23 protein-coding genes and 1 pseudogene are annotated in these 26,724 nt (G+C 55.4%); 8 read left to right on the top strand and 16 right to left on the bottom strand.

The window, feature by feature from the left end:
• Nucleotides 1-212: 212 nt before the first annotated feature.
• The 3 genes from cysN to AC0JZ1_RS00565 form a co-directional block, all read right to left on the bottom strand.
• The gene (cysN, locus tag AC0JZ1_RS00575) at nucleotides 213-1,700 is read right to left on the bottom strand and encodes a sulfate adenylyltransferase subunit CysN (RefSeq protein WP_471880498.1); all 1,488 of its coding nucleotides are present in this window, start codon (nucleotides 1,698-1,700) and stop codon (nucleotides 213-215) included.
• The gene (cysD, locus tag AC0JZ1_RS00570; protein WP_471880497.1) at nucleotides 1,700-2,656 is read right to left on the bottom strand and encodes a sulfate adenylyltransferase subunit CysD; all 957 of its coding nucleotides are present in this window, start codon (nucleotides 2,654-2,656) and stop codon (nucleotides 1,700-1,702) included. Before cysD ends, cysN begins: the two co-directional genes overlap by 1 nt.
• A 102-nt stretch (nucleotides 2,657-2,758) precedes the next feature.
• Nucleotides 2,759-3,502, bottom strand: a complete 744-nt coding sequence (locus AC0JZ1_RS00565) for a phosphoadenylyl-sulfate reductase (RefSeq protein ID WP_471880496.1) — start codon at nucleotides 3,500-3,502, stop codon at nucleotides 2,759-2,761.
• 298 nt (nucleotides 3,503-3,800) lie between these two features.
• Here AC0JZ1_RS00565 and AC0JZ1_RS00560 point away from each other — a divergent pair, with 298 nt between their 5' ends.
• From AC0JZ1_RS00560 to AC0JZ1_RS00535, 6 genes are all read left to right on the top strand, one after another.
• Nucleotides 3,801-4,250 carry an RrF2 family transcriptional regulator gene (locus AC0JZ1_RS00560; RefSeq protein ID WP_471880495.1) on the top strand — a complete coding sequence of 150 codons (450 nt, stop codon included), beginning with the start codon at nucleotides 3,801-3,803 and terminating at the stop codon, nucleotides 4,248-4,250.
• Nucleotides 4,251-4,466: 216 nt separating this feature from the next.
• Nucleotides 4,467-5,495 carry a sulfate ABC transporter substrate-binding protein gene (locus AC0JZ1_RS00555; RefSeq protein WP_471880494.1) on the top strand — a complete coding sequence of 343 codons (1,029 nt, stop codon included), beginning with the start codon at nucleotides 4,467-4,469 and terminating at the stop codon, nucleotides 5,493-5,495.
• A 74-nt stretch (nucleotides 5,496-5,569) separates the two neighbouring features.
• Nucleotides 5,570-6,424 (top strand): sulfate ABC transporter permease subunit CysT, encoded by an 855-nt coding sequence (gene cysT, locus AC0JZ1_RS00550; protein ID WP_471880493.1) that lies wholly within the window; start codon nucleotides 5,570-5,572, stop codon nucleotides 6,422-6,424.
• The gene (gene cysW, locus AC0JZ1_RS00545; RefSeq protein WP_471880492.1) at nucleotides 6,411-7,280 is read left to right on the top strand and encodes a sulfate ABC transporter permease subunit CysW; all 870 of its coding nucleotides are present in this window, start codon (nucleotides 6,411-6,413) and stop codon (nucleotides 7,278-7,280) included. Before cysT ends, cysW begins: the two co-directional genes overlap by 14 nt.
• Nucleotides 7,281-7,291: 11 nt before the next feature.
• A complete protein-coding gene (locus AC0JZ1_RS00540) occupies nucleotides 7,292-8,329 on the top strand; it encodes a sulfate/molybdate ABC transporter ATP-binding protein (protein WP_471880491.1) in 1,038 nt (345 codons plus the stop codon).
• 167 nt (nucleotides 8,330-8,496) lie between these two features.
• Nucleotides 8,497-9,759, top strand: coding sequence for a phosphatidylglycerol lysyltransferase domain-containing protein (locus AC0JZ1_RS00535; RefSeq protein ID WP_471880490.1), 1,263 nt, complete (start codon nucleotides 8,497-8,499; stop codon nucleotides 9,757-9,759).
• 547 nt (nucleotides 9,760-10,306) lie between these two features.
• Here the strand turns inward: AC0JZ1_RS00535 and AC0JZ1_RS00530 are convergent.
• The 12 genes and pseudogenes from AC0JZ1_RS00530 to betI form a co-directional block, all read right to left on the bottom strand.
• Nucleotides 10,307-11,617 (bottom strand): TRAP transporter large permease, encoded by a 1,311-nt coding sequence (locus AC0JZ1_RS00530; protein WP_471880489.1) that lies wholly within the window; start codon nucleotides 11,615-11,617, stop codon nucleotides 10,307-10,309.
• The gene (locus AC0JZ1_RS00525) at nucleotides 11,617-12,156 is read right to left on the bottom strand and encodes a TRAP transporter small permease (RefSeq protein ID WP_471880488.1); all 540 of its coding nucleotides are present in this window, start codon (nucleotides 12,154-12,156) and stop codon (nucleotides 11,617-11,619) included. Before AC0JZ1_RS00525 ends, AC0JZ1_RS00530 begins: the two co-directional genes overlap by 1 nt.
• Before the next feature lie 81 nt (nucleotides 12,157-12,237).
• On the bottom strand, nucleotides 12,238-13,272 hold the full coding sequence (locus tag AC0JZ1_RS00520; protein ID WP_471880487.1) for a TRAP transporter substrate-binding protein: 1,035 nt from the start codon (nucleotides 13,270-13,272) through the stop codon (nucleotides 12,238-12,240).
• A gap of 221 nt (nucleotides 13,273-13,493) precedes the next feature.
• Nucleotides 13,494-14,855 carry a chloride channel protein gene (locus AC0JZ1_RS00515; protein WP_471880486.1) on the bottom strand — a complete coding sequence of 454 codons (1,362 nt, stop codon included), beginning with the start codon at nucleotides 14,853-14,855 and terminating at the stop codon, nucleotides 13,494-13,496.
• Nucleotides 14,856-14,999: 144 nt separating this feature from the next.
• Nucleotides 15,000-16,223, bottom strand: a complete 1,224-nt coding sequence (locus tag AC0JZ1_RS00510; protein ID WP_471880485.1) for a DUF1501 domain-containing protein — start codon at nucleotides 16,221-16,223, stop codon at nucleotides 15,000-15,002.
• A gap of 2 nt (nucleotides 16,224-16,225) precedes the next feature.
• Nucleotides 16,226-17,629 (bottom strand): DUF1800 domain-containing protein, encoded by a 1,404-nt coding sequence (locus tag AC0JZ1_RS00505; protein ID WP_471880484.1) that lies wholly within the window; start codon nucleotides 17,627-17,629, stop codon nucleotides 16,226-16,228.
• Nucleotides 17,630-17,705: 76 nt separating this feature from the next.
• The gene (locus AC0JZ1_RS00500; protein WP_471880483.1) at nucleotides 17,706-18,158 is read right to left on the bottom strand and encodes a periplasmic heavy metal sensor; all 453 of its coding nucleotides are present in this window, start codon (nucleotides 18,156-18,158) and stop codon (nucleotides 17,706-17,708) included.
• A complete protein-coding gene (locus tag AC0JZ1_RS00495) occupies nucleotides 18,155-18,466 on the bottom strand; it encodes a hypothetical protein (RefSeq protein WP_471880482.1) in 312 nt (103 codons plus the stop codon). Before AC0JZ1_RS00495 ends, AC0JZ1_RS00500 begins: the two co-directional genes overlap by 4 nt.
• Nucleotides 18,459-19,022, bottom strand: a pseudogene (locus tag AC0JZ1_RS00490) (RNA polymerase sigma factor); the annotation flags it as partial. The gene AC0JZ1_RS00495 and the pseudogene AC0JZ1_RS00490, both read right to left, overlap by 8 nt.
• A gap of 138 nt (nucleotides 19,023-19,160) precedes the next feature.
• Entirely contained in the window at nucleotides 19,161-20,813 is a 1,653-nt protein-coding gene (gene betA / locus AC0JZ1_RS00485; RefSeq protein WP_471880481.1) for a choline dehydrogenase, read from the bottom strand.
• Nucleotides 20,814-20,833: 20 nt separating this feature from the next.
• Nucleotides 20,834-22,297 carry a betaine-aldehyde dehydrogenase gene (gene betB / locus AC0JZ1_RS00480; RefSeq protein ID WP_471880480.1) on the bottom strand — a complete coding sequence of 488 codons (1,464 nt, stop codon included), beginning with the start codon at nucleotides 22,295-22,297 and terminating at the stop codon, nucleotides 20,834-20,836.
• The gene (gene betI, locus AC0JZ1_RS00475; protein WP_471880479.1) at nucleotides 22,294-22,887 is read right to left on the bottom strand and encodes a transcriptional regulator BetI; all 594 of its coding nucleotides are present in this window, start codon (nucleotides 22,885-22,887) and stop codon (nucleotides 22,294-22,296) included. Before betI ends, betB begins: the two co-directional genes overlap by 4 nt.
• 175 nt (nucleotides 22,888-23,062) lie before the next feature.
• Between betI and AC0JZ1_RS00470 the strand changes: the two genes are divergently transcribed.
• Nucleotides 23,063-24,856: a bifunctional diguanylate cyclase/phosphodiesterase gene (locus tag AC0JZ1_RS00470; protein WP_471880478.1), complete on the top strand. Its 1,794-nt coding sequence runs from the start codon at nucleotides 23,063-23,065 to the stop codon at nucleotides 24,854-24,856.
• Nucleotides 24,857-24,942: 86 nt separating this feature from the next.
• Complete coding sequence (locus tag AC0JZ1_RS00465) at nucleotides 24,943-25,947, top strand: NAD(P)H-quinone oxidoreductase (RefSeq protein WP_471880477.1); 1,005 nt, start codon at nucleotides 24,943-24,945, stop codon at nucleotides 25,945-25,947.
• Nucleotides 25,948-26,073: 126 nt separating this feature from the next.
• Here the strand turns inward: AC0JZ1_RS00465 and AC0JZ1_RS00460 are convergent, their stop codons facing one another.
• The gene (locus tag AC0JZ1_RS00460; protein ID WP_471880476.1) at nucleotides 26,074-26,673 is read right to left on the bottom strand and encodes a hypothetical protein; all 600 of its coding nucleotides are present in this window, start codon (nucleotides 26,671-26,673) and stop codon (nucleotides 26,074-26,076) included.
• Between the last annotated feature and the right edge of the window lie 51 nt (nucleotides 26,674-26,724).

Genomic DNA, 26,724 nt, shown 5'->3' with positions numbered 1-26,724 from the left:
CGTAGCAGCAAGCAAGTCGCCCACAACTGACATAGTTTACATACATGTTGGATAACCGAATAGCCCCCGCAAGGCAGGTGCCTGCGGGGGCTTAAGTGTTTTTTGACCTACAACGCCATCGCTAACGTGCAGTTTTGAAACTGATGCTTTTGGCTCTTGCTTGAACGCATTTCGTTGCACTGAAATCCGCTGCAAGACATGCTGTAGGGCAATCAGTTCAGGTCTTCGAAGATGTCCTTTGCCTGCTGTTGGCTAACGCGACGAATTTCAACTTCATCGCGACGGCTGGACAGGGCCTCGCCACTCAAAATCTCTTCAGCCAGGTCAGCAGGCAGTGAGAGCAGCACGCGGTGACTATCGCGATGAAGACCACCGAGATCGGAGCGCTTGGCCGTGATCATTCCACCCGCAACCGTGTTATTGGTATCGGGATCAATCAGGATAAAGGCGCCCGTTGTACGGTTTTGATCGTAGGCGTCGAAGATTGCGGATTCGTCGAAATTCAGATGAACCTTGCCGATGGCATTCATGGCGAAGGCTTCTGAATGCGCCAGCCATTTGCCGGTGGAAAGCTCTAACTGGGACACTGGCTTTACCGTCACCCGCTGACGCCTTGAGCCCGCCTTCAGCCAATAGCGCTTGCTGGGTTCGATGCCTCCCGGCTGCAGGGCGACGAGTTGTGCATCGAAATTGAGTCCTGTCATAGGTTGCGCATCAAGCGAAACGATCATGTCGCCACGCGATACATCGACCTGCCGGTCTAGCACCAGCGTGATAGCATCTCCGGCAACCGCCGCGTTCCGCACCAGATCGAAGGTGACGATCTGCTTGACGTTCGCCACCATGCCCGAGGGCAGAATGGCCACGGAATCTCCTGGCTTGATCGAACCGCCAGCGACGGTACCCTGATAGCCACGGAAGCTTTCACCCGGACGAGAAACACGCTGAACCGGCAGGCGAAAGCCGCCTGCCTGAGCAGAGCGGGTGGTTGCCAGTTCCAGAGCTTCCACCAATGTCGGGCCATCATACCAAGGCATCGCAGCGCTTGCGCCATACACTACATTCTCGCCCTTGAGGGCAGACATTGGAATGGATGTGATCTGGCGCACACCGAGTGCAAGTGCCAGCTCCTTGAACTCGTGCGCAATCTTTTCAAAGACTGCCTTGTCATAGGCAATTAGATCGAACTTGTTGACCGCAAGCACGAACTGCTTAATGCCCATCAAGGATGCGATGGTGGCGTGGCGGCGCGTTTGCTCCAGAAGGCCCGCTCTTGCATCGACAAGCAGAACAGCGAGATCAGCGGTGGACGCTCCGGTTGCCATGTTGCGAGTGTATTGCTCGTGTCCGGGCGTATCGGCAACGATGAAGGAGCGACGGTCGGTCGAGAAATAGCGGTAGGCAACATCGATGGTGATGCCCTGTTCTCGCTCAGCCTGGAGCCCATCAAGAAGGAGCGCAAAGTCCGGCAGGCCGAGATCGTTCTGCTTGCCGCTGTCACGGGAAAGGGCTGCGGCCTGATCTTCCTTCACGGCCTTCGTATCCCAAAGAAGACGACCGATAAGCGTGGATTTGCCATCATCGACTGAGCCACAGGTGATGAGGCGAAGCGGACGCGAATCCCGCACTGCCTTTACTGCATCGGTGATGGGAACGACATTGCTGGCGCCTGCGGCAACGTTGTGAGCTTGAGCGGTCATCAGAAATATCCTTCGCGCTTTTTCTTTTCCATCGATCCAGCCTGGTCGCGGTCAATAGCGCGGCCCTGGCGTTCAGAGACGGTGGCAATTTCAAGTTCGGCTATCACCTCGTCCAGGGTGGTTGCCGTGGAGCGAATGCCGCCTGTCAGCGGCCAGCAACCAAGCGTGCGGAAGCGAAGCATGCCCTCCTGTATTTCCTCACCGGGCAGCGGCTTAAAGCGTGCATCTTCCGCCCACATCAACATGCCGTCCCGCTCCACGTATTTGCGTGGCTTGGCATAATAGAGAGGAGGCAGGGGAATGTTTTCCGCCTGAATGTAACGCCAGATGTCAACTTCGGTCCAGTTGGATAGAGGGAAGGCGCGAACGCTTTCCCCCCGTCGGATCATACCGTTGTAGATGCTCCACAGTTCTGGACGCTGGTTGCGCGGGTCCCATTTGTGGTCCGGCGTGCGGAAGGAGTAGATGCGCTCCTTGGCCCGGCTTGCCTCTTCATCGCGACGTGCGCCGCCAAAAGCTGCATCATATTTGCCAGCGTCGAGGGCTTGGCGTAGCGCTTCGGTTTTCATCACATCCGTATGATAGGCCGATCCGTGGCTGAAAGGTGAAATGCCCTCTTCAGCTCCGCGCGGATTGGTATGGACGACGAGATCGAGATCGAAGCGCTCGGCCATCTCATCGCGAAACGCAATCATTTCCGGGAACTTCCAGCCCGTGTCGATGTGAAGTAGCGGAAACGGAATGCGGCCTGGAAAGAAAGCTTTGCGTGCCAGATGCAGCAGGACGGAAGAATCCTTGCCGATCGAATACAGCATCACAGGATTTTCGAACTCGGCAGCCACCTCGCGGAAGATGTGGATGGCTTCATTTTCTAAAGCTTTGAGATGTGGATCGAGCGGGGCCTTGACGACGGGGTCCTTCGAATGCGGATCATATTCCGATGTATGCGTGTGCATGGATCTTATCTGTCCTTGTTGCCGCGGCGCGGCCTTGCGCTGGTACCTCTGCGGGGGGCCATGTGCGTTGATGGCGTATAGCAGAGGGAAATGAGAGGGATATCAGTGGGGGGATGGAGCAATGGTGGAGGATGCTTCCGGCACATGCAGGCCGCATTCCCGCTTCTCATCGTTTTCCCACCACCATCGTCCTGCTCGCTCGGGTTCTCCGGGTTTTATAGCGCGTGTACAGGGTTCGCATCCGATGGAAGGGTAGCCTCGTGCGTGCAGTGGATTGATAGGAACCTGGTGGTCTTCAACGAAGGCATTGATTTGGTCCAGCGACCAATCGGCCAGCGGATTGATCTTCAACAGATTGCGCTCGGCATCGAATTCCGCAAAAAGCGTCGTTGCCCGATTGCCAGATTGGCCACGCCGCAAGCCGGTAATCCAGATCTGCGCACCACTCAGAGCTTCCGCCAATGGCTTCAGTTTGCGCACATGACAGCAGGCGTGCCGGGCCTCTACGCTATCGTAAAAGCCGTTCAGGCCGTATTGGGCTGCATAAGCGTCAACGTCGTCCTGTTTCGGTAAGTGGCGACGAATTTTTACACGAAGACTGCTCTCGGTCTCATCGATGAGCTTGAGGGTTTCCGGGAATAACCTTCCAGTCTCGAGGGTTGCGATTTCTATGGGAAATTCTCCAGCTCCAATGGCTGCGGTGATGACCTGATCCTCGATGCCAAGGCTTGTGGTGAAAACCGTGTGGCCAATACCCGATGCAAGCCGAAGCCGTCCGGCGAGATCGAGAGCGGCCAGTTGGGTGTCGAGCCTCGGTGCTTCTGTGATGAAATCGTATTGTGTCATGGACCAATCCATTCTTGTTGATGAAAGTATCGGCCGGTTTTGCTCGACAGGCCAGAAACGGCCTTCCCTATTGCCGTGGCAAAGGAGCAAATGCGTCTCCAAGTTTTCGTAGCGCGAGTAAATCTATCGCGCACGTGCGAAGCCTCCCTCCGTGGCGGAACGATGAGGGATTTGTATTTTTACCGTAGTTGCGCTAGCACCGTTGAAAGCCCTCTCATTCGCAGGACTGGCATCAGCCGCTACCCGCCTGCTGTTGCGAGTTGAGCCTTCAACGATTTTCCGTGTTTGCGTACCGTCCATGATTTCGCAGAAAGCAAAATATGCACTTCGTGCGCTAACGGCACTTGCACAGGCCGATGGCGCTCGTCCTTTGCTCATCAGTGAAATCGCAGCGCAGCAGGGCATTCCGAAAAAGTTTCTGGAACAGATTTTGTTGGAGTTGAAGCGAAACGCCATTGTCGAAAGCCGCCGTGGCAAGCTGGGTGGTTATCTTCTGCAACGGCCAGCTTCTGAAATCACCTTCGGCGAGGTCCTTCGCCTGATTGATGGGCCGGTGGCACCCTTGCCGTGCCTGTCGGTGACCGCTTATCGACGCTGTGAGGATTGCGATGGCGAGCACCAGTGCGAAATCCGCCACGTCTTTGCCCGCGTGGCCGATGCCACGCGTGAGGTTCTTTTCACCACGACAATTGCGGATGCATTGAGCGGTGTAGATCCGCTCAAATCCACGTCGCTGGAACCCGTTTGAGGCGCAAAACCACGTATTTTCCTGACGTGCAGAAGATCAACATTTCTGAATAAATTATGAATGCTGGGTTGATTTTGCGTTGCTGCTTCGAAAACTTGCCGGTTTATTGCGCTAGTCCATGCCGTCAGGGAATTAGTTTTGCCTTCGTTAAACAGGTGATTGTCAACTCTACCAATCCAGTAGACATTAACCTCCTCAGCCCACGGAGGAACAGTCATGAAGAAACTGATGAAGGGACTGGCGAGCGCGGCTCTTGGCATCGCAGTTTCATTTGGCGCGATTGCGCCAGTCTTTGCTGACACTACTCTGCTTAACGTGTCTTATGACCCGACCCGAGAGCTTTACAAGGATTTCAACGCCGCATTTGCCAAGCACTATAGGGCTGAGACCGGCGAAACTGTGACCGTTCAGCAATCACATGGCGGTTCTGGCAAGCAAGCCCGCTCTGTGATCGATGGACTGGAAGCGGATGTTGTGACGCTGGCGCTGGAAAGCGACATCAACGCCATTGTTGAAAATGGCGGAAAAATAAAGGCTGACTGGCGCTCTCGCCTGCCGAACAATTCCTCTCCTTATACTTCGACCATTGTGTTCCTTGTTCGCAAGGGCAATCCGAAAAACATCCATAACTGGGGCGATCTGGTGAAGGGCGATGTTCAGATCGTGACGCCGAACCCGAAAACCTCTGGTGGCGCTCGCTGGAACTACCTCGCAGCCTGGGCTTGGGCGAATGAGGAGTTCAAGGGCGATCAGGACAAGATCAAGGCTTATATTGCCGATCTTTACAAGCGCGCTCCGGTTCTGGATTCCGGCGCCCGTGGTTCTACGGTAACTTTTGCTCAGCGGCAGATTGGTGACGTGCTGTTGGCTTGGGAAAATGAGGCATATCTGGCTGGAGAGGAATTCGGTAAGGACGCCTTCGACATCGTCGTTCCGCCAATCTCGATCTTGGCAGAACCGCCGGTCGCCGTCGTCGATGCCAATGTCGATGCAAAGGGCAGCCGCAAAGTGGCAGAGGCCTATCTCCAATATCTCTATTCGGATGAGGGCCAGAACATCGCGGCCAAGCACTTTTATCGTCCCAGCAACCGTGCCGTCGTAAAGCCGGAACTTTTGAAAGCCTTGCCGGAGAATATCAAGCTCGTCACCATTGACGACCCCATCTTTGGTGGTTGGAAAAAGGTTCAGCCAGAGCACTTCGGCGATGGAGGCATCTTCGACCAGATTTATAAGCCGGGTCGCTGAACACACTGACTGAAGACCTCGAAGTGAACTTCGCTTCGGGGTCTTGAATTTGGGGAACGAAAGGTCTCTTCAGAATGGCCTCATTGACCACGTCACGGTGGCGATTGAAGCAGCCGAGTATCATCCCGGGTTTCGGGATGACACTCGGCTTTTCGCTCGCCTATCTGTCACTCATTATTCTTATACCGCTGGTCGGGCTTGTCTGGCGCACGACATCGATGGGCTGGCAGCCCTTTATGGCGGTGCTGACAGATGAGAGAACGCTGGCGGCACTTTACATCAGTTTTGGAACTGCGCTTGTTGCAGCACTGATCAATGCGGTTTTTGGCGTGTTGATCTGTTGGATACTGGTTCGCTATGATTTTCCGGGCCGCCGCCTGATCGATGCCATGGTGGACCTTCCCTTTGCCCTGCCCACAGCCGTGGCTGGTATCGCGCTGGCCGCACTTTATGCACCCAATGGCTGGATCGGCTCTCTTTTCATGCCACTTGGGCTGCGCATCGCATTCACCCCTCTGGGAATTATTATTGCGCTGATTTTTATTGGTCTTCCATTTGTCGTTCGTACGGTTCAGCCAGTTATGGAAGAGATTGACCGCGAAGTGGAAGAAGCGGCGGCCACGCTTGGCGCGAACCGCTTTCAAACGGTGTTCAAGGTTCTGCTGCCCGGTTTGGCCCCAGCGGTCCTGACGGGCTTCGCATTGGCTTTCGCTCGTGGTGTTGGTGAATATGGTTCGGTCGTGTTTATCGCGGGCAATATTCCCTATGTTTCGGAAATTGCGCCGCTGCTCATCGTCATTCGGCTTGAGGAATTCAACTATGCAGGTGCGACCGCTATAGCCAGCATTATGCTCGCGATTTCCTTTGCCATGCTGCTGGTCATCAACCTGATCCAAATCTGGAGCCGTAGGAGGTATGGTCATGGCTGACCGGGCGGCCCCCAAATTTCGCAGTCCCGCTGATGAAGGCCCGCTGACCAAGCTGCTGCTGATCCTGCTTGGATTGAGTTTTCTCGCCTTCTTTCTTTTCCTGCCGCTGATTGCGGTATTCGTGGAAGCATTCAGGAAGGGTGCGGAAGATTATTTTGCTGCTTTGGCCGACCCGGATGCTGTGTCCGCCATTCGCTTGACTTTGACGGTTGCTGCTATTGCGGTGCCACTTAACACCATCTTTGGAGTGACGGCGGCTTGGGCCATCGCCAAGTTCGATTTTCGCGGCAAGGCCTTTCTGATGACCTTGATCGATTTGCCTTTTTCGATCTCACCAGTCATTTCTGGCCTCGTTTATGTGCTGCTGTTCGGAAGCCAAAGCCTCCTCGGGCCTTGGCTTAAAAGCCACGGCGTTGAAATCCTGTTTGCCGTGCCGGGCATCGTTTTAGCTACGGTATTTGTCACCTTCCCCTTTGTTGCGCGTGAACTTATTCCCCTCATGGAGGATCAGGGTAGCGGGGATGAGGAGGCTGCCCTTTCACTTGGTGCTTCTGGCTGGCAAACCTTCTGGCATGTCACTTTACCGAATATCAAATGGGGGCTGCTTTACGGTGTGTTGCTCTGCAATGCGCGGGCCATGGGAGAGTTCGGTGCCGTTTCCGTTGTCTCCGGCCATGTGCGCGGCTTGACCAATACAATGCCACTGCATGTGGAGATCCTCTATAACGAATATAACTTCGTGGCGGCCTTCGCGGTAGCATCCCTGCTCGCAGCTTTGGCGCTGCTGACGCTTGCTCTCAAAACAATTCTCGAACTGCGCTTCGGGGCCGGCGGTGCCGGCGGACGCAGGCATTGAAAGGCTGTTTCATGGACGTCAAGGTCTCTAACGTCGTCAAGGAATTCGCAAACTTCCCGGCATTGAACAATGTCTCGCTGGATATTCGTTCTGGCGAATTGATTGCTCTGCTCGGTCCCTCAGGTTCCGGCAAGACCACACTGCTGCGCTTGATTGCAGGGCTCGACCAACCGAGCACGGGTCAAATCTTTTTCGGTGAGGAAGATGCTTCGAACCGGACAGTGCAGGAGCGGAATGTCGGGTTCGTTTTCCAGCACTACGCGCTGTTTCGCCATATGACTGTGGCGGAGAACATTGCCTTCGGTTTGAAGGTTCGCCCCGCCGCTACCCGTCCCTCGAAAGCAGAAATCCGCCGCCGGGTCTCTGAACTTCTGGAGATGGTGCAGCTTTCCGGCCTTGAGAAACGTTACCCGAACCAACTCTCCGGTGGGCAAAGACAGCGTGTGGCATTAGCCCGCGCCATGGCCATTGAGCCGAAGATTTTGCTTCTCGACGAACCTTTCGGTGCTCTGGATGCCAAGGTGCGCAAGGAACTTCGTCGCTGGTTGCGCGAGTTTCACGATCGTACCGGCCATACAACGGTGTTTGTTACGCATGACCAGGAGGAGGCGCTGGAGCTTGCAGATCGCGTCGTGGTGATGAGCCAAGGCAAAATCGAGCAGGTCGGTTCGGCTGATGATGTCTATGATCATCCTCGCTCGCCTTTCGTCTTTTCCTTCATTGGTGAGAGCTCTCACCTGCCGGTCGAAGCAGCCGATAGTAAGATTATCTTCGACGGCCTGCCCATCGGGATCGATGAGACCAGCAAAGGACCAAAGACCTTATTCTTCCGTCCTCAGGATGTGCAACTAACCGGCGACGACCAAGCTCTGTTCGGAAAAGTCACGGCCTGCCGTCGTCTTGCGGGAACAAGGATTGCAGAAATTGACATCGGCAATGGCGGCGAGGCGCATCACGTCGAAATCGAAGTGCCGCTAGACGCGCAGGTGACGCTTGGTGCAGAATTGCGCTTCCGCCCGACCCGATGGACTCTTTTTGACAGGCCCTGAAGACAAGATGAGCGTGGCCTACATGGCACAGGTCGCGCTCATATTCAGGATTTTGTTAGCATGTGTGAAACCGTGAGCTTTATTCGAACCTTCACGTATGCGTGAGATAAGGTTCAGCTGTCAAAAGGCAGCAGTTTTGCTGTTAAAGCACCTACGGAACAACTTTCATGGACCACCCTACCGCAGAGCATAGCGCTACCGCGACGCCTCAGAACGGGCACCTCTCTTCCCAGACCGTGGGCTTTGCGACCACGCTGTTACTTGCCACTGGGCTTTTCCTTTACCTGTTTCTGGATGAGGGAGTGCTTGCACTCGAGTTGTGGGGCAAAACGAAGATGGTACCCGGTGCAGGTGCCACGCTTTCAATGGCAGCGCTCATCGGCGCTTGGGCCGGGCGCCGGCGCCTCATTCGGCCTATTCGCTTTCAGCCCGCGCATGATTTTGGGATTGAGCCCAAGCAGATCAGTCAAATTCTTGAGAGCCAAGCCAATGCAAGCGCCGGATTGGCATTGTTAGGTGACAAGAAACTGATCCTGTCTTCCACAGGGCAGTGCTTCATCATGTATGCGGTTAAAAATCGTTCCTGGGTTGCGCTATTCGATCCGGTTGGCCCCGTCGAGCATTGGCCGGAAACGGTCCGCCTTTTCATAGCAAGGGCACGCGCTGCGGGATGCAGGCCGGTCTTCTATCAGGTGTCGTCGCGGTTTCTGCCTCTGGCAATTGAATGCGGTTTCGTCGCTCATAAACTGGGGGAGCAGGCCATCGTCAATCTGCCTGGGTTTGATCTAAAGGGCGGTGAATGGCTAAAACTGCGGCGCTCTGTCAACAGGGCAGAACGAGATGGCCTGGCCTTCTCCTGGATACCGGCGGACCAGGTGGCTGCCCATTTGCCAGAACTGCGCGCGGTTTCCGATATGTGGCTGAATGCCCATAATGCGGCCGAAAAAGGCTTTTCGCTGGGTAGGTTTGATAATGATTACCTTTGCAAAAGTCCCGTTGCCATCATTCGTCTGGAAGGACGTATTGTTGCATTTGCGAGTGTGATGACAGCCTCCAGCGAGCGCGATACGTTCATTGATCTTATGCGCCATATTCCGGGAACTCACCGCGGAATGATGGATTTGCTGTTCGTGCGCATCATGGAAAAGCTGAAGGCAGATGGATTTCAGACGCTTAACATGGGAATGGCACCGCTGGCTGGGCTCTCCAACCATACCTGCGCACCATTGTGGCACCGTCTCTGCCGATTTGTTTTCGAGCACGGTGAAAAACTATACAACTTCCGCGGGGTGCAAAGCTTCAAGGCGAAGTTCGATCCGCAGTGGCAGCCTCGCTATCTGGTCGCTAAAGGCGGAGCGCTTCCTCTCAGCGCTTTGTGCGATGTTACGCTGCTGATCGCTGGCGGTATCAAAGGTGTATTCAAGCGATGATTGGGCTGGCTTGTGCATCTTTGCTGCAAAGTTAAGTTCTTCGCTAGCTTGAACAACCTTGAGGGGACGGCAGCCCATGACAGGCGAGCCGTAGAAACGCCGAGGTTGTGCGGCATTTTCATCGAGCAAGGGGAGGATACCACTCACTCGAGCCCCAAGGACAAAGTGCTTTTAAAAATTTGTTCTCAAATTCTTTCGAATATATGCGTGGAGCTTATCTATTGCTCCGATTCTGAATTCCCTGTTGAAAAATTATTGCATTTGAGACTGGCCTTGCGTCCAGCCAGCAGCAATATACAAATACACCAAATGCGTGTCTATAAAGAAAATACACGCAGCGATACATTCTCTTCTGCTACAGTATCTCGTGCGTAAGTGCGCAATGGTATCGTTGGGGGACAACTTCAAAGGCGCGCTTGGAACGGTCGTAGCTTAACGCGAGATCTCTACACCCCTTGATGCGCCGTGTAACAAAGCAGCATCACGCAAAAATGCCCGGCATTGCGACGATGGCAGCGCCGGGCAAGGTGTCTTGAAAACCTGCCGTTCAAACCAGGAATGTCGAGATAATCGGAAACGCCGTCAAAAGAATGATGCGAAGGAGATCTGCCGAGACGAAAGGCACGATCCCTTTATAGGTCTCCCGGATCGGCACTTCCCGAGACATGGCTGATATGATGAAGAGATTGAGGCCCACGGGCGGGGTGATCATTCCAATCTCGGCTACCATCAGCACCAGAATTCCGAACCAGATCGCAAAATGCTCCGGGCTCATGCCAAAATCCATGGCCGTGACAATCGGGAAGAAGATCGGAATGGTCAGCACGATCATGGAGAGCGAATCCATGATGCAGCCAAAGATAATGTAAAGCACCAGGATGATGACCAATACTGTCATCGGCGAGAAGCCCTGGGCCGTTACCCATTCTGCGCCGACCTGAGGCAGGCGTGAAAAGGCAAGAAACGAGTTGAAGACGGTCGCGCCCAAGACGATGAAGAAGATCATGCCTGTGGAAACCGCGGTCTCCTTGAAACAGGCAATAAGGGATTTCCGATCAAGGCCACCTGCTTTCCAGGCAACCAGTCCCGCTCCCGCAGCACCAATAGCCGCTGCCTGCGTAGGCGTGAACCAGCCGAGATAGATGCCACCCACAACCAGGAAGAATATCACTGCCACAGGCCATACGGCTATGACGGCTGGTATGCGCTCACTCCACGGCATTCGTGGTGCTTGCCCAGCGGTTTCCGGCTTCAATCGAACATAGATAGCAATGACGATGAGATAGGAAATCGCAGCAATAATGCCAGGCACGAAGGCTGCAAGAAACAGTTTGGCGATGTTTTGTTCCGCCAGGATCGCGTAAATAACGAGGACCACAGAGGGTGGGATGAGGATGCCGAGCGTTCCGCCTGCTGCGAGTGTTGCTGTCGCCAGCCCGCCTGCATAGCCATGACGCCGCAGCTCCGGCAGGGCCACTTGCGCCATGGTGGCAGCGGTTGCCAGTGAAGACCCGCAAATTGAACCGAAGCCGGCGCAAGCGCCAACCGCTGCCATAGCGACGCCGCCTTTTCGATGCCCCAGGAATGCTGCTGCCGCATTGAACAGGGACTGGCTCATGCCACCGCGGGCCGCAAATTGACCCATCAACAAGAACAGTGGAATGATAGAGAGCGAATAATTGACGTTGGTCGACCAGGTGACCGATTTCAGTTGCGATAGAATCGGGGTCCAGCGCCCTAGCACAAGATATGTGCCCACCACCCCGCAAGCCAGCATGGCGGCACCGATGGGAACGCGCATGAAAATGAGAAGAATGAGAACCGGGAATGACCAAAGGCCGATTTCAATGCTGGTCATCAGTGCGCCCCCATGGCCGCGGTAATGATTTTCTTTTGGCGAATATCGCGAATGTCCGCAGCCACCACAAAAAGACAGACAATGACATTGGCGATGAGCAGAGCCATCGCAATGGCATATCCCCACCAGATCGGCAGCAACAGCAGCGGCGTTGTTTCGCCATTGCCGAACTTGTCCATCAAGCCGATTCCGTGTCGCCAGGTGATCAGCAGGAACAGTCCAGCGATCACGATATCACCGATAAGCTGGGTGAAATTCATCGCTTTCGGCCCGAAGGCGCTGATCAGGAGATCGACGCCTACATGGCCACGTTTGAGCTGACAGAATGGCAGGAAGCCAAAAACAGCAAGGCCGCATAGTGCTTCAACCAGTTCAATCTCACCCGGTACAGGGCGTATGCTGAGGGAGCCGATGATGGAAATGCCTGTCAGAAGACACGCTGCAACAAGACTGAGGCCGCTAAAGCCGACGAGCACGATAGCCAAGCGTGAAATGAAGGTTTCCAGCTGGTCAAAGGCAGAGCGTTGTGAAGATGTCATGGAGAGCCCCAATGTTTGGGCGTGCTTTGATAAAAAGCTCCGGGCGCCCCGCGCACGTGACGCCCGAAGAGCTGAGGGAACTTACTTGCTATTCTTCTGAATGAGGTCCACCGCATCCTTATAGAGTGCAGAGCCGTTCAAGCCCTTGCCATCCATTTCAGCAATCCAGTTCTGGGTCACTTTCTCGCCCAACGCCTTCCACTTGGCCGTTTCAGCCTCATCAAGGGTGATGGTGTTATTGCCGGCCTTATCGGCAATAGCCTTCCCATTCAGATCTCCCTGGTCCATTGCGATGCCGAATTTGCGAGCCAGTTCCTTGCCCGAATTATTGTCGATCACCTTTTTCAAGTCATCAGGGAGGGCGTCGTAGCTGTCCTTGTTCATGGCAAAAACAAAGGCGGCAGTGTAGAGCCCGGTTTTGCCTGAAAATTGCGTATGGTTTGGTGCAAGTTCGGCGATCTTGATGGACGGCGTCACCTCCCATGGCACCACCGTGCCGTCGATAACGCTCTTGGAAAGCGATTCAGGAACTGCGGTGACCGGCATGCCAACAGCTGCTGCACCCATTGCCTGCAGCATCTGGTTCACGACCTTGGATGTGCCGCGAAGCTTGAGGCCCTTCATGTCATCCAGAGACTTGATCGGCTTGGATGCGATTGTATGCAGCAGTCCCGGTCCATGCGTATGCACTGCCAAGACGTGATAGTCCTTGAATTCATCCTTCAGGTTCTTTTCGTAGTAGTCGTAAAACGCCAGCGAAGTTGCTTCACCCGTTGTGACCATAAAGGGCAGTTCAAAAGCTTCCGATTTTGGGAAGCGTCCAGGCGTATAGCCAACAAGCGTCCAGATGATATCGACGACACCATCCTTTACCTGATCGACCAGATCGCTTGGCTTTCCGCCCAACTGCATGGCCGGGTAAAGTTCGACCTCAATTCGCCCGCCTGAATCTGCTTTGACTTTCTCTGCCCAGGGCGCGAGCACTTTTGCTGGAATTGTTGCTTGCGGTGGCAGAAGCTGATGCAGTTTCAATACCACATCGGCAGCGGATGCGGAAAAGGCCGTCAGGGCCAAAGCGGATATAGATAGGCCAGCGACCAGGATCTTGCGCAACATGAACTCCTCCCAGAGTGATTTAAGCTATCAGGAAGTACGGTCTTTGGCTTGCTTCCGTTCGGGGAGGGCCTCCATCCCTCCTTGTCCCGAACTATAAAACGCGCCATGGAACTGCCTTCGTTAGTGTGTGATGCTTACAGATGCTGGCAGGAGCGGCAAATAAAAAAAACCATCTTTCCTATAACCATTTGTGTATGAATCAGCGCGTCAACACCCAGTTCTCATGGCTGTGAAGACACGAGCGGATCGCTTTTGCGTTCTTGGCGATGGCGGCGAAGCGCCTCCGCGAGGAAGGTCCGGGATAGCCCGTGGTAAAGCGGCTCTGGCGAGATAAGACGGGAAGTAATATAACCAAGCATGGAGGCAGCCATGATTGGAATGACGGCTTCATGATTGCCTGTCATTTCGATGATAATGACAAAAGCCGTCATGGGAGCCTGCACCACACCGGCGAAATATCCAGCCATTCCAAGTATTGCCCCAAGCGCAATGCTGCCGCCTAGAGCGGATGCAATGGTACCGCCAAGGCTCACCCCAACAGTAAGGGACGGGGCAAAGATACCACCGGGTATGCCCGATGCCATGGACAGAAAGGTAGTCAGAAATTTTTCTACAAAAAATAACGGAGCGGGAGCTTCGCCAGACAGGATATGTTGCGACTGTTCATAACCAGTTCCGAATGTTTCACCGCCAGACAAAATTCCGATCAGACCAACGGCGAAGCCGCATGTCAGTGCAAACAGAACCATTCTTTTCAAGGGAGCGGGTTGCGCAAAGCGGCGGATTCGTTTTGCAGCGGCCAAAGCGCTGGCGCTGAACGTCGCTCCCAAAGCGCCACCGGCCAGGCCGCACACCAGGACGAGCAGCCAATCCATTCCAGTTTTCGCACCTGCAGATGTTGCCCCAAAATAGGTGTAGCTTCCGACGAGCCCCAGTGCTGCAAGACCTGAGAGAATGACAGCAGTAAGAACCAATCCATTTGAGCGGCTCTCAAACGTCCGGCTCATTTCTTCGATGGCAAAAACGATACCAGCAAGTGGCGTGTTGAAGGCTGCCGCAATGCCTGCCGCAGAGCCAGCGAGGATCAGGCCGCGCGCCTGAACCATTCCGCCGATACGCCCGCTGGCTAGCATGAGCGCCGCGCCGACCTGAACCGTAGGCCCCTCACGGCCAATCGAAGCTCCACAGAAAAGACCAATCACGGTCAGCAGAATTTTTCCAGCCGCCACTTTCAGTGAAAGCAGCCAGTGTCTCGCTCCATCATCATGCATATGTCGCGCCGCAATGGCTTGCGGAATGCCGCTTCCTTGCGAGTTTGGAAAAAAGCGAATGGCAAGAAAGGCACAGAGTGCAAAGCCGAGCGGTGTGAGGACCAGAGGTGAGACGAAAGAGACGCTGTTAAACGACAGAATCGATTTGAAGAGCTGTTGCGCAAAATCCGCCGCTTTTGCAAAACCCACGCTGACCACGCCGATGCCGATAGCGCCTAACCAGAAGACGATGCGTGGCTTCCACACATTCCAAGAGCCACGCATGACACGTGAGCGGCGGATAAAACGAGTGCGGCGATGAATGAGGGGCATGGCTAATTCCGACAGGGGCAGAGACTGTTTGTAAACGCCTCCAAGCCAGAAGATGCAACTCGATATTGCTGATGAAGACAAAAAAGCGGACCGGCACTGGAGGTGCAACCGGCCCGAAAGGATTATCCGAATTCTCTCTGTCTGCTATGTAATCAGCCCCTTCATTGGCAATACGCTCTGTGAGCCGGGAAACACTGCTTCAGCCAGATGAGCGGCGTCTGCACCCAAAAGATCGACAGCGACGCCTTTGATCACAGCGCGCAAATCTGTCGTAGCGGCAAGATCGCGGCCTTCGAATAGCTGCTTCTCCTTTAGACCAGGCCAATCCGTGATAACACGACCCCCGCGAACCGCGCCTCCGGCCAGAAAAGCTGTGGTGGCTGTGCCATGGTCTGTACCTTGCGTTCCGTTGATACGCGCTGTGCGGCCAAATTCTGTTGCGACCACAATCGCGGTATCCGCCCAGGCGCGACCTAGCTCCTGTTGAAAAGCCAGCAGCGCATTGTCCAATCCCGTCAGCAGCTTCGCCAGACGCTCGGTTTCCTGAGCATGCGTATCCCAACCTTCGAAGGCGAGCGCTGCAACGCGCGGCCCGTCTTCCTGTGCCAGAAGCCGTGCTGCACCACGCGCCATCTGCTCCATGCCGTTCGGATCACCCGCGCCGCCCTTTGCCTTCATATCCAGCCCGGCGGCAATCCGGCCGGTTTCGATCCCCTCTTTCAGAAGCTTTGAAAGTAAGGGATCAGTTTTGCCATAAAGGTCTGCCAGGCGGGGTGCCAGATCGCCATCGGCTTGCCGAAGAATGGAGGGAGCCCAGCCGAGAACGGGGGCCTTACCTCGAATGACAAGCGGTGCCGTCGAGCCAACCGAAAGGCCTCGCACTTTTTGCGAGGGGCCGGGTGCAATTTTTTCTCCAGCTGGCAAACCTTCCAACAGTCGGTTCAGCCAACCGCTTTCCACATGGCCCGGTGCCGTATAGCCGCTTTCAAGTACATCCTGGCCATCGAAATGAGAGCGCTCGCGGTAGGGGGTGGCGCTGGCGTGCACCACCGCCGCTTGGCGGGATTGGAACATGCGCTGGAAATTCGGCATGGACGGGTGCAGCGCAAAGAAGCCATCGAGCGGCAAGGCAGGATTATCGCCGTCCATATGCATGGCAGTCGATTGACGAAGGGCTTCATAGTCGGGATCGCCAATAGGCGGCACGGCAGTCAGCCCATCGAGCGCGCCTCGCAGGATGATCGTGACGAAACGCGGGTCGCGTCCCTGAGCCGCATGAGCAAATTTCGGCATGAAAGCCCAAGCGAAGAGTGCGCCGGATGCGCCAAGTATAGCGCGCCGGGTGGGGTTGAGGTTTTCGCACAACATAGTCAGCACCTCTGGAATTCGGGTGACAGGAAAGCCAATGACAGTCCTTGTGGACGGGTCTCAGCACGAGAAATTGCCTGCAAGGTATCGTCGCTCAAAAGCGGGCCGAGCCGGTCTGCGGCAAAACTGCGGGGATCAAGAGAGCCGGGTAAGAGATGAGCAAAGCAGTTTGCCGCATCAATGCGCGTTGCCAATCCTTCGGAGGACGCCCATCCATCAGCCACATCGGAAAAACCGTTGGGACCGGAAGGGTCCCATAGAGGCTGACCCAGCGCACGAAGTGTCGAAACGATCTGCTGCGGCTTGGGCTGCAAGCCCGTGCTGCGCAGAAGCGCTGCAAGGTATTGCACAGGCGGGCGTAATTTCTGCAGGCTGGGCTCCCATGCCTGATCAGAGGTGAGCATCGCCTTATACACTACGGAAAGGTTGCCGCCAGATTTGGTGTAGGCAGCAGCCATTCGCGTCACCAGTTCCGATGGCGGTGCATCGGCAACGAAGTGCCGCGCCAGCTTCAAAGCAATATGCCGTGCGGTGGCGGGGCTGCGTGCCAGATCGCGCAGCACCTTCTTGCCTTGTTCTACGCCGCCTTCCGCATAAGTTGTACCTATAACGGTATGATCGCCCGGCTCGTGAGCATTCGCGTTGAAGCTGAATGTGCCTTGGGGGCCGGGCTTATTGTCGTTGCGGTACACCGTCCAACCAGTAATGATGCGGGCAAAGGACGTCACGTCGGCCTGTGTATAGCCCCCGTCGACCCCCAACGTGTGGAGCTCCATGATTTCCCGCGCCAGATTTTCGTTCAGGCCCCGCTTGCCGTTTTTGTTGGCGGGCGAGTTGGGACCGACAGACTGGCGGTTATCCAAGAAGACCAGCATCGCAGGATGCGTTTCTACAGCGATCAGCATTTCCTCGAAAGTGCCGAAAAGGTTCGGGCGAATTGCCTCCCGCTCAAAAGCGCCTGCCGCAATGTGAACCTCGCCGCTTTTGCCTGTGGCGATTGCAAAGTGGTTTGACCAGAACATTGCCAACCGCTCACCAAAGCCAATCATCGGCTCGTGAATTGTGCCGTTGAAGCGCGCATCCACTTCATCCAGCAGGATCTGCTGCGGAAGATAAGGTCGCTTTTCTGGCTTGGCCTGCGCCATTGTCGGGTCCATGGCAGGCGCTGGTGAGGCAGGGCGCTCTCGCTCGGCTTTTTCCTGCGCCTGGAACTCATAAAGCGAAACGAGCAGGTCTGGTGTGGACCGCAGTGTTCCGCCTTGCGGTGTCGGAACCGCTTTTTCCGTTACTTCCTGCAAAAGCAGATCGCGGGGATCATCTTTGATTGCGGAAATGCTGCCTTCCTTGGCACCGAGGCCGAAGCGCCAAAGCGCCAAAGCAGCATCCAGATCCTTAGGGTTTGCCATGGCCGATACGAACTCCATTTCGTTATCGGTCATTGAACGGAGGAAGGGGATTAATTCCGTCGCTTCTCAATCAAGGTCATTTTGTGGCAAGTGTCTTGGGTGCTTCTCGCCCAATCAGGGCATCGGCAAGCCGCCGTCTCTGCTCTAGCGGCAGATTGCTCGCAAAACGAATGGCGCTTTCTTCCGCTGCGGCGCGCACCGCAATCTCAGCATCCCGTGCGTGTTTCAAGGCGTCAGAAAGTGCTTTTGCATCAAGTTCCGGCTTTCCGAGAAGAGCTGCGGCCTCTACGCGCGCTTGGCGTGCTTCCAACTGAACCGGGCGAAGCTCGCGCCTCGCATCGGCCAAGGCCTTTTGAAAGGCATCCCGCTCCTTTGTTGGTAGTTGCTCGCCAGCAAGCGGTAGCCGCGATGGGGGCTGGCTCGTGTTGCCATAGAGATAGAAGCCAGCGCCACCCAGGACCGCTGCTAGCAGGAATGTGTTCAGCGCCAAAAGTCCAACGACGATCCTTCGGAAACTCAATTCGATCATTGTTCCTCCTGAAATCGATAGGATTCGCTGTCAGTTTGCACCAGGCCGAACGCCGTTTCCTGATCAGCACGTACATAGGGTTGAACGGGGATGACAACGGCTACGGTTGCTGCTCCACTGAGACCGCCGGCCAGCCCGACCCCGATTAACCCGGCACCGATCAACCAATTGCGAATGCGCCTGCGTTTTTCGGCTTGGTAGGTGCCGAAGCTCAGGATTTTGCCGGTGAGGGCGGCATCAGGTTCTGGCACTTTGTAACTCTTGAGAAGCTCGTGCAGTGCCCGGTCGGTCTTAGGTGTCTCAGACATCGTCTCGTTCTCCCAACAGGGTTTTCTGAAGGCTGCGTCTACCCCGCGAAAGGAGGCTCTCCAATGCATCCACGCTGATTTTCATGACCTCGGCAGCCTCGCGGTTCGACATATCCTGGTAATAGACCAGCACAATGGCTTCTCGCTGCCGGGCAGGCAGTTTCTGCAGCGCTCGCTCGACTTGTGGTCCCTGCTCATCTTGATGCAAAAGACCTGCATCTGGCAAAGGGCTGGGATCGACTTGATCTGGCAGTTCGTCTGATGGCAGATCCCGACGCTTGCGCAGCCGATCATAGCAAAGGTTCAACGCAACACGGTGCGCCCACGTATCGAATTTTGCCGAACCCTGACGCCAGGTTCCGGCGTGTTTCCAGATGCGCAGGAACACTTCTTGCGCCACATCCTCTGCTTCTGCCCGATCGGCGAGCATGCGCTGTGCAAGAGCCAGAAGGCGCGGCAACTTTGCAGAAACCATGATGCGCATGGCTTCAGGGTCACCCCGGGCCACACGCGTCACCAGTTCTGCGTCCGGGTCACCGCTCATTTTATCCCGCCGCGCAAGCCGCGACGACGATGAATGGAAATATGCCTGAGTTCAACAGATCGACCTGCTTGCTTCCGTTGTGGTGAGATATTGTCTTCACACACTTTAACGAAGACGTTTGGCAATTCCGTCGGTCCCGGAGCGCTTTTCCTACCGGTCGCTGACCTGCCAGTTGGGATTGATCCAGGGCTCTTGATTGCTTCGCGGTAGAGGCTCTCGACCAAGAATATGATCGGCTGCCTTCTCGCCTGTCATGATCGAGGGGCCGTTGAGATTGCCGTAAGTGACATGCGGGAAGATCGAAGAATCCGCCACCCGCAATCCTGCCACGCCGATTACCTTGCATGTCGGATCGACAACGGCCATTGGATCGCTTTCACGTCCCATTTTGGCTGTGCCACAAGGGTGATAGGCACCTTCTAAGTGTTCCCGCAGGAAAGCGTCGATCTCTTCATCGCTTTGAGCCTTGCTCCCCGGTTGAATTTCACTTTCCACATACGGCGCAAAGGCGGGTTGCGAGAAGATTTCCCGCGTAATCCGAACTGCATGGCGAAACTTCACCCAGTCTTCCGGGTCGCTCATGTAGTTGAAACGTAAAACTGGGGCATCGTGCACATCAGGCGACCGCAGCGTCACGGACCCGCGGGACTTGGACATATTGTATCCGACATGCGCCTGGAAGCCATGACCTTCAGCTGCAGACTTTCCATCATAGGAAACCGCAATGGGCAGGAAGTGATATTGAATATCTGGCCATCTGACGCCTGCGGCTGAACGAATGAACGCGGCCGCCTCAAACTGGTTGGAGGTGCCAAGGCCTTTCTTGAAGAACAGCCATTGCGCCCCCACGACACCCTTCCAGAACCAGTTATTGCGCGAGTGAAGCGTAATAGGCAGCTTGGATTTGAACTGGTGATAGTATTCCAGATGATCCTGAAGGTTCTGCCCCACGCCTGGACGATCTGCCACGACATCAATGCCCATCTCTTTCAGGTGCTCGGCGGGGCCAACCCCTGACAGAAGGAGAAGTTTTGGAGAGTTGAATGCAGACGCGGCGATAATCACTTCGCGGTTAGCACGAATGATTTCGATACGTCCATTCAGTTCCACCTCCACACCAACTGCGCGTTTACCTTCAAAGGTCACGCGGCGCGCATAGCAGCGGATAAGCTTGCAGTTCGGCCGCTTCAAGGCGGGTTTCAGATAGGCATTGGCAACAGACCAGCGCCGTCCGGCCCATGTGGTCTGCTCCATAAGGCCGAAACCTTCCTGCTTCGATCCATTATAGTCGTCCGTGACCGGGAATCCTGCCTGTTGTCCGGCTTCGATGAAGGCTCGATAGAGCGGGTTGCGAACTTCTCCACGCCGCACATGAAGAGGGCCATCGGTGCCGCGCCAACCATCTTCACCCCCGTGCGCATTTTCCATTCGCTTGAAATAGGGAAGAACATCCGCATAGGACCAGCCAGTAGCTCCCATATCGGCCCAGCGGTTGAAGTCTTCGGCGTGGCCGCGCACATACACCATGCCGTTGATGGATGAAGAACCGCCAACCACCTTGCCACGCGGCGCAATCATGCGTCGATCGTTAAGATGCGGCTCCGGCTCGGAAACGTAGCCCCAGTTATAGCGGTCCATATTCATGGGAAAGGCCAGCGCCGCTGGCATCTGCACGAAGGGACCTATATCGGACCCGCCGAATTCCAGTACGATGACGGAATTCGTGCCGTCTTCCGAAAGGCGATAGGCCATTGCAGACCCTGCCGAGCCGGAACCGATGATAACGAAGTCTGCCTGGTTCATGGCAATGGCCTTTCTTCGGTTCAATATGGCGCTTCGCACTTGCCCATGCCGACATACACCGTCTTCAACTCGGTATAATGCTCGATGGCCGCCGCGGAATTCTCGCGTCCAAAGCCGGATTGCTTGGAGCCGCCGAATGGAATCTCAACCGGGCAGAGATTGTAGGTATTGATCCACAGCGTACCTGCTTCCAACTGATCGACGACGCGATGCGCGCGGCTGAGATCGCTTGTGAAAACCCCGGCGGCAAGGCCAAATTCCGTAGCATTGGCGCGCGAGATCACCTCATCCTCATGCGCGAAGTCCAGAACGCACATCACTGGCCCAAAGATTTCCTCGCGGGAAATTGCCATCTCGTCCTTCACATCGGCAAAAACGGTCGGCTGGAGGTAATATCCCTCCGCAGAGACAGAGTTTGGAATACCGCCGCCGGTTATGAGCCTAGCCCCCTCCGCCCTGCCTTTTTCGATGTAAGAGAGAACCTTCTCCTGCTGTACCTTTGAAACCAGGGGCCCCATCTGGGTTGCCTCATCCTGCGGGTCACCGATGATGATATTCTCTGCTCGCTCCTTCAGCCGGGCCAGAAAGCGCTCCCTGATTGATGCATGCACGAAGACGCGTGTGCCATTGGAACAGACCTGGCCGCTGGAGTAGAAATTTCCAAGCATCGCGCCTGAGATTGCGCTGTCGAGATCGGCATCTTCAAAAACAATGAGAGGCGATTTGCCCCCAAGCTCCATGGTCACATGCTTCAACTGGCCGGCTGCCGCGGCAGCAACCTTGCGTCCCGTGGGAACAGAGCCAGTCAGAGAAACTTTTGCCACATCCGGGTGAGAGACGAGCATAGGACCGGTGTCACGGTCGCCTTGGATGACGTTGAAAACGCCCTTCGGAAGTCCAGCCTCGATCAGGATTTCTGCGATTTTCAATGCCCCAAGCGGCGTGACTTCCGATGGCTTGAACACCATGGCATTGCCTGAAGCCAGAGCCGGTGCCGCTTTCCAGCAGGCAATCTGTTGCGGATAATTCCAGGCTCCGATGCCGACGACGACACCCAATGGTACTCGCTTGGTATAGGCGAAATCGCCGCCGAGCGGGATTTGCGAGCCATTGAGTGCCGTGGCTGCGATACCGCCAAAAAATTCCAGGCTATCCGCGCCGGAAGTCGGGTCCGCGACAATGGTTTCCTGAATGGGTTTTCCGGTATCGAGCGTTTCCAGTTCCGATAATTCGCGATTGCGCTCCCGCATAATGTCTGCGGCGCGACGCAATACACGGCCCCGCGCCATGGGGCTCAACGCCGCCCATTCCTTTTGCGCTCGCTTTGCGGCAGCAACCGCCTTCTCGACTATGGCAGGCGTGGCAGCATGAAGGCGGGCAATGACTTCGCCAGTGGCGGGATAGATGCTCTCGATGACCGTTCCGGCGGCATCTTCCACATATTCCCCATCAATGAAATGAGATGCGAGGGGTTGTGCTTTCATGGTTGATCTCCGGCGGCGGTAAGTTGGTTGTTCACGAAGTCTTCCACCAGGGCGATGGATGCGTCGATGGAAAGGGGGGCGGCGCGCAAGGATTGGCGGATGTACAGCCCGTCGATCAAGGCAGCGGTGCCTTCTGCAATTCGTATTGCATGATCTCTTGAGGTCAGAGGTTTGAGGGCGTGCAAGAGGTTGGAATGCAGACGCCTTGAATAGATAATGAGCAGTCGCCGCGTCTCTTCCGAACGTTGTGCCTCGACATAAAAGGCAAGCCAGGCCGCGACAGTTTCTGGAGTGAATTGATCTGCATGAAAAGAAACGCGGATGATGGCTGAGACCCGGTTCCGGGCAGTCTCCGTTTCTTCTAACGCCTTCGCAACATTGGCACGCAATGCTCTCAGCAGACTGCGGATAGTCTCGATAAGCAGTCGCTGTTTGCTGCCGAAATAATGATGCGCCAGTGCGGGCGAGACGCCAGCCTCACGCGCAATATCGGACATCGTCACATCGAGCGAGCCATGGCTGCCAATGGTTCTAAGTGCGGCATCCACCAAGGCCTTTCGGCGCAAAGGTTCCATTCCGAGCTTGGGCATAATCGACTCCTGAATGTCGCCAATATATTTTTGATTGACTGATCAATCAATAAAAAATCGAGCTGAGAGCGAGAGCAATTTCGTCACAAAAGTTTCATGCAGCGGAAAGACTCTTTTCAGACTTTCGATGTGATCTACCCTCACAATAAAACAAGAAGTCAGGGAGAATGACGTTATGTCCGGGCTTGCACCGTTAGAGACGGCTGCCTTTCGGCGCTTTGCCGATGGTCAGTTGCTCAACCTGGCCAAACTTGTCATCGAAAACGCCTTTCAGCCGATTGTCGAGCTGTCTACCGGCAAGGTTTTCGGCTATGAAACGCTGATGCGGGGGCACGACCGCTTAGGGTTCGATACGCCTTTGGAGCTTCTCGACACTGCGGTCGAAGGCGGGCACTTACTGGCGCTGGAGCAGATGCTTGCTGCCCGCGCTCTGGCGAAATTCGCCATGGTGCCGGATTTCGCTCATTCCACGCTGTTCGTTAATCTCGACGGGCGACTTATCCAGGATGGAGAACAAATCGTCGAGCGCCTTTTGCAACAATTGCGCCAAGCAGATATCCCGCCCTCATCCGTCTGTTTTGAGCTCACCGAGCGGTTTGACAATACCAGCGCCCCGAAGTTTGCCACGCTGATGCAAACCATGCGCAAGGCGGGCTTCAAGCTCGCCATCGATGATTTTGGCGTCGGCCATGCCGAGATTAAACTACTCTGTGATTTCCCTGTAGATTATCTCAAGATCGACCGTCACTTCATTTCCGGTCTGGATGAAAGCCCGCGCAAGCGCCATTTGGTTCGCAATATCGTCAACATCGCGCATGTGCTTGGCATCCGCGTGATTGCCGAAGGGGTGGAGACAGAGGCGGAATGCCTCGCCTGCCGTGAATTCGGTGTCGATATGGTGCAGGGCTGGTTCATTGCCCGCCCCACGACATTTATCAGCGAGTTGCAGCCCGCTTTCCCGCATCTGGCAGATTTGGGACGTGCGCGCCGCAGCAGCCAATCTCTCGATGAAATTCTGATCCGCAAGCAGATCGAGATGTTACCGACTGTCTATGAGCACGAAAGCATCGACAGCGTTTTCGAATTATTTCGCGCCAACCCACGCCAAGCCTTTTTCCCGGTTCTAAATGCCAATGGGGAGCCGCGCGGCATCATCAGCGAACATCATCTGAAGGAATACATCTATCGCCCGTTTGGTCGGGACCTGTTGAAAAACAAGATCTATGAGCGTTCCATCGCCCATTTCGTCGAAGGCGCGCCCATCGTTGGGCTGGATGCCAATGCCGAACGTCTGATGAATATTTTCGCCAATATGGATGGCAGCGATTGCGTGATCCTCACTGAGAATATGCGCTATGCCGGTATCGTGTCAGCCGCCTCGCTCATCCGTGTCATCAACGAAAAACAGTTGAAGATAGCGCAGGACCAGAACCCCCTTACTGGGCTACCAGGCAATCGTGCCATTCACGATTTCATGCTTGAGGCGGGGCGAGACGACGATCAGACCCGCTTCTTTTGCTACTGCGATTTCGACCACTTCAAGCCATTTAACGACCACTATGGCTTTCACATGGGCGATCACGCAATCACGCTGTTTGCAGCCCTGATGAAGCGCTACTTCTTCTCCGATGGTGCATTCCTTGGCCATGTGGGGGGTGATGATTTCTTCATCGGCCTTCGGGACTGGACGCTGGATGAGGCCCAGGAAATCCTGGGCCGACTGCTGTCAGACTTCCACGACGATGTGGTGCAGCTTTATTCGGCGGAGGATCGAGCGGCAGGTCGCATCCGTGGTTACGACCGAAGTGGTACAGAGCGCGAGTTTCCGCTTCTGCGTTGCTCTATCGGGGTGCTGGAACTGCCCAAAGGCCTGCTTCTGGATGACGTAGGACGGCTGTCTGCCGAAATTGCCAACATCAAGAAGAGCGCCAAGAGCAGTGAAAGCGGTTTGCACGTCTCTAACATGTAGCTAGATCCAGCGTGGCGATGCGCCACCTTTCAACGGGTAGAGACACGCCCTATGTTTCGCACCTGCTCGAAAGGGAGATTTTAGTCATGTCTTTGCCATCCACCATGCGCCACGTTGATTTGCCCACTTTCGGTGAACCGGAGGTCATGACCTTCGCGACCGGCCCAGTACCCCAAGTGGGGAGAGATGAAATCCTGGTTGAAGTGGAAGCAGCGGGCGTCAATCGCCCTGATGTCGCGCAACGTCAGGGCAATTATCCTGCCCCTAAGGATGCAAGCCCGGTTCTCGGCCTTGAAGTGGCAGGTCGTGTCGTTGCTGTCGGGGAAGGTGTGACTGATTTTGCCATTGGCGACGAAGTTTGCGGTTTGGCCAATGGCGGTGGCTATGCAGAATATTGCGTCTTACCTGCCGGTCAGGCGCTGCCTTTCCCCAAAGGTTACGACGCCGTCAAGGCGGCAGCCGTTCCAGAAACTTTCTTCACTGTCTGGGCAAATCTGTTTCAAATGGCGGTCCTGACCGAGGGTGAGAGCGTCCTCATCCATGGCGGCACATCAGGCATCGGCACCACGGCCATTCAACTTGCGAAGGCTTTTGGCGCAACCGTTTACGCCACGGCAGGTTCAGCCGAAAAATGTGCCGCCTGTGAGAGATTGGGCGCTGCAAAGGCGATCAATTACAAGACGGAAGATTTTGCCACCGTGATCAAGGATACAACCGGCGGCAAGGGTGTGGATGTCGTGCTGGATATGATTGGCGCGCCTTATTTTGAGAAGAACCTATCCGTTCTTGCCAAGGATGGCTGCCTCTCCATGATCGCCTTCCTTGGTGGCAATATCGCCGAGAAGGTAGACCTGCGCCCCATCATGGTGAAAAGGCTGACGATCACCGGCTCGACCATGCGACCACGCACGGCAGATGAGAAGCGAGCAATCCGCGATGAACTCGTTTCCCATGTCTGGCCCCTCTTGGCCGACGAGACGATAAGCCCTGTCATTCACTCGTTGCTTCCGTTCGATCAGGTTGTCGATGCGCACAAACTGATGGAAACCAGCAGTCACGTCGGCAAGATCGTGCTGAAAGTGCGAGGCTGAGAGCTCAGACAGCCAAAGACCAGCGGGGAGCAGGCGCTGGATCGTGCCATAATCACAACAGGGTGCTCCGTAACGGATAGTTGCTACGGCGGGCTGCCAACCAGATAGGTTAGCAGCCCGTAATTGTTATGCATCCTGTGGCGGGCAATGCAGTCGAGGAGCCGCATTGTTGACATCGCTGACGCCGCCGATGAAACCCGATATGACGCCTGCGCTGAAGGTCATGGCGGAGCCGCTGACATTTGGGTCCACTGTCATGCAGGCCCATTCTTTTGAATCACTGGTCTTTGAGATGACCGTAAGATTGTAGCAGCTACCCCCGATAAGCGGGAGCTTTTGCGCCATCCCGCTTTTCCAGAAGCTATTAATTTTTTCTGCTCCATGCCTGTTATGGGCGCTAACGACGACTTTACCCTTAATGTTGGAGGAGGAGACACCAACGTTTGTTATGATAACGCCAACCTCGCCTTTCCCAAGCGGTGTCAAATCGATCCTACTATCCTGTTTCAAGCAGAAGGCTATGTTGTGAGCCGCGCCATCCTCGGCGCTTGCGTGCAAGGCGGGAATGAGCAGGAAAATTGTGGCGCCGGCGATGCCTGTTAAAATATGCTTCATGAAATTCTCCCTGTGGCAACTCGCAAATCCTAGCCTTCCGGGCTCAGCGAAGTCTTGGATGGAAGTGCGAAGATCAGGAGTTTTCGCCTCTAAATCATTGTCACGTTGCACATCGATCTGTCGTAATTCGTGCCTTGCAATTGGCCGCCGCGATGCCTACCT

The organism is Affinirhizobium capsici, from assembly GCF_977018625.1.
Note: the sequence above shows the minus strand (reverse complement) of the source record. Positions and strands in the feature narration are given on the sequence as shown.

Excerpts from the sequence above, each read along its gene's own strand:
- cysN (WP_471880498.1), bottom strand. The coding sequence starts at position 1,700 with ATGACCGCTCAAGCTCACAACGTTGCCGCAGGCGCCAGCAATGTCGTT.
- cysD (WP_471880497.1), bottom strand. The coding sequence starts at position 2,656 with ATGCACACGCATACATCGGAATATGATCCGCATTCGAAGGACCCCGTC.
- AC0JZ1_RS00565 (WP_471880496.1), bottom strand. The coding sequence starts at position 3,502 with ATGACACAATACGATTTCATCACAGAAGCACCGAGGCTCGACACCCAA.
- AC0JZ1_RS00560 (WP_471880495.1), top strand. The coding sequence starts at position 3,801 with ATGATTTCGCAGAAAGCAAAATATGCACTTCGTGCGCTAACGGCACTT.
- AC0JZ1_RS00555 (WP_471880494.1), top strand. The coding sequence starts at position 4,467 with ATGAAGAAACTGATGAAGGGACTGGCGAGCGCGGCTCTTGGCATCGCA.
- cysT (WP_471880493.1), top strand. The coding sequence starts at position 5,570 with ATGGCCTCATTGACCACGTCACGGTGGCGATTGAAGCAGCCGAGTATC.
- cysW (WP_471880492.1), top strand. The coding sequence starts at position 6,411 with ATGGTCATGGCTGACCGGGCGGCCCCCAAATTTCGCAGTCCCGCTGAT.
- AC0JZ1_RS00540 (WP_471880491.1), top strand. The coding sequence starts at position 7,292 with ATGGACGTCAAGGTCTCTAACGTCGTCAAGGAATTCGCAAACTTCCCG.
- AC0JZ1_RS00535 (WP_471880490.1), top strand. The coding sequence starts at position 8,497 with ATGGACCACCCTACCGCAGAGCATAGCGCTACCGCGACGCCTCAGAAC.
- AC0JZ1_RS00530 (WP_471880489.1), bottom strand. The coding sequence starts at position 11,617 with ATGACCAGCATTGAAATCGGCCTTTGGTCATTCCCGGTTCTCATTCTT.
- AC0JZ1_RS00525 (WP_471880488.1), bottom strand. The coding sequence starts at position 12,156 with ATGACATCTTCACAACGCTCTGCCTTTGACCAGCTGGAAACCTTCATT.
- AC0JZ1_RS00520 (WP_471880487.1), bottom strand. The coding sequence starts at position 13,272 with ATGTTGCGCAAGATCCTGGTCGCTGGCCTATCTATATCCGCTTTGGCC.
- AC0JZ1_RS00515 (WP_471880486.1), bottom strand. The coding sequence starts at position 14,855 with ATGCCCCTCATTCATCGCCGCACTCGTTTTATCCGCCGCTCACGTGTC.
- AC0JZ1_RS00510 (WP_471880485.1), bottom strand. The coding sequence starts at position 16,223 with ATGTTGTGCGAAAACCTCAACCCCACCCGGCGCGCTATACTTGGCGCA.
- AC0JZ1_RS00505 (WP_471880484.1), bottom strand. The coding sequence starts at position 17,629 with ATGGCAAACCCTAAGGATCTGGATGCTGCTTTGGCGCTTTGGCGCTTC.
- AC0JZ1_RS00500 (WP_471880483.1), bottom strand. The coding sequence starts at position 18,158 with ATGATCGAATTGAGTTTCCGAAGGATCGTCGTTGGACTTTTGGCGCTG.
- AC0JZ1_RS00495 (WP_471880482.1), bottom strand. The coding sequence starts at position 18,466 with ATGTCTGAGACACCTAAGACCGACCGGGCACTGCACGAGCTTCTCAAG.
- betA (WP_471880481.1), bottom strand. The coding sequence starts at position 20,813 with ATGAACCAGGCAGACTTCGTTATCATCGGTTCCGGCTCGGCAGGGTCT.
- betB (WP_471880480.1), bottom strand. The coding sequence starts at position 22,297 with ATGAAAGCACAACCCCTCGCATCTCATTTCATTGATGGGGAATATGTG.
- betI (WP_471880479.1), bottom strand. The coding sequence starts at position 22,887 with ATGCCCAAGCTCGGAATGGAACCTTTGCGCCGAAAGGCCTTGGTGGAT.
- AC0JZ1_RS00470 (WP_471880478.1), top strand. The coding sequence starts at position 23,063 with ATGTCCGGGCTTGCACCGTTAGAGACGGCTGCCTTTCGGCGCTTTGCC.
- AC0JZ1_RS00465 (WP_471880477.1), top strand. The coding sequence starts at position 24,943 with ATGTCTTTGCCATCCACCATGCGCCACGTTGATTTGCCCACTTTCGGT.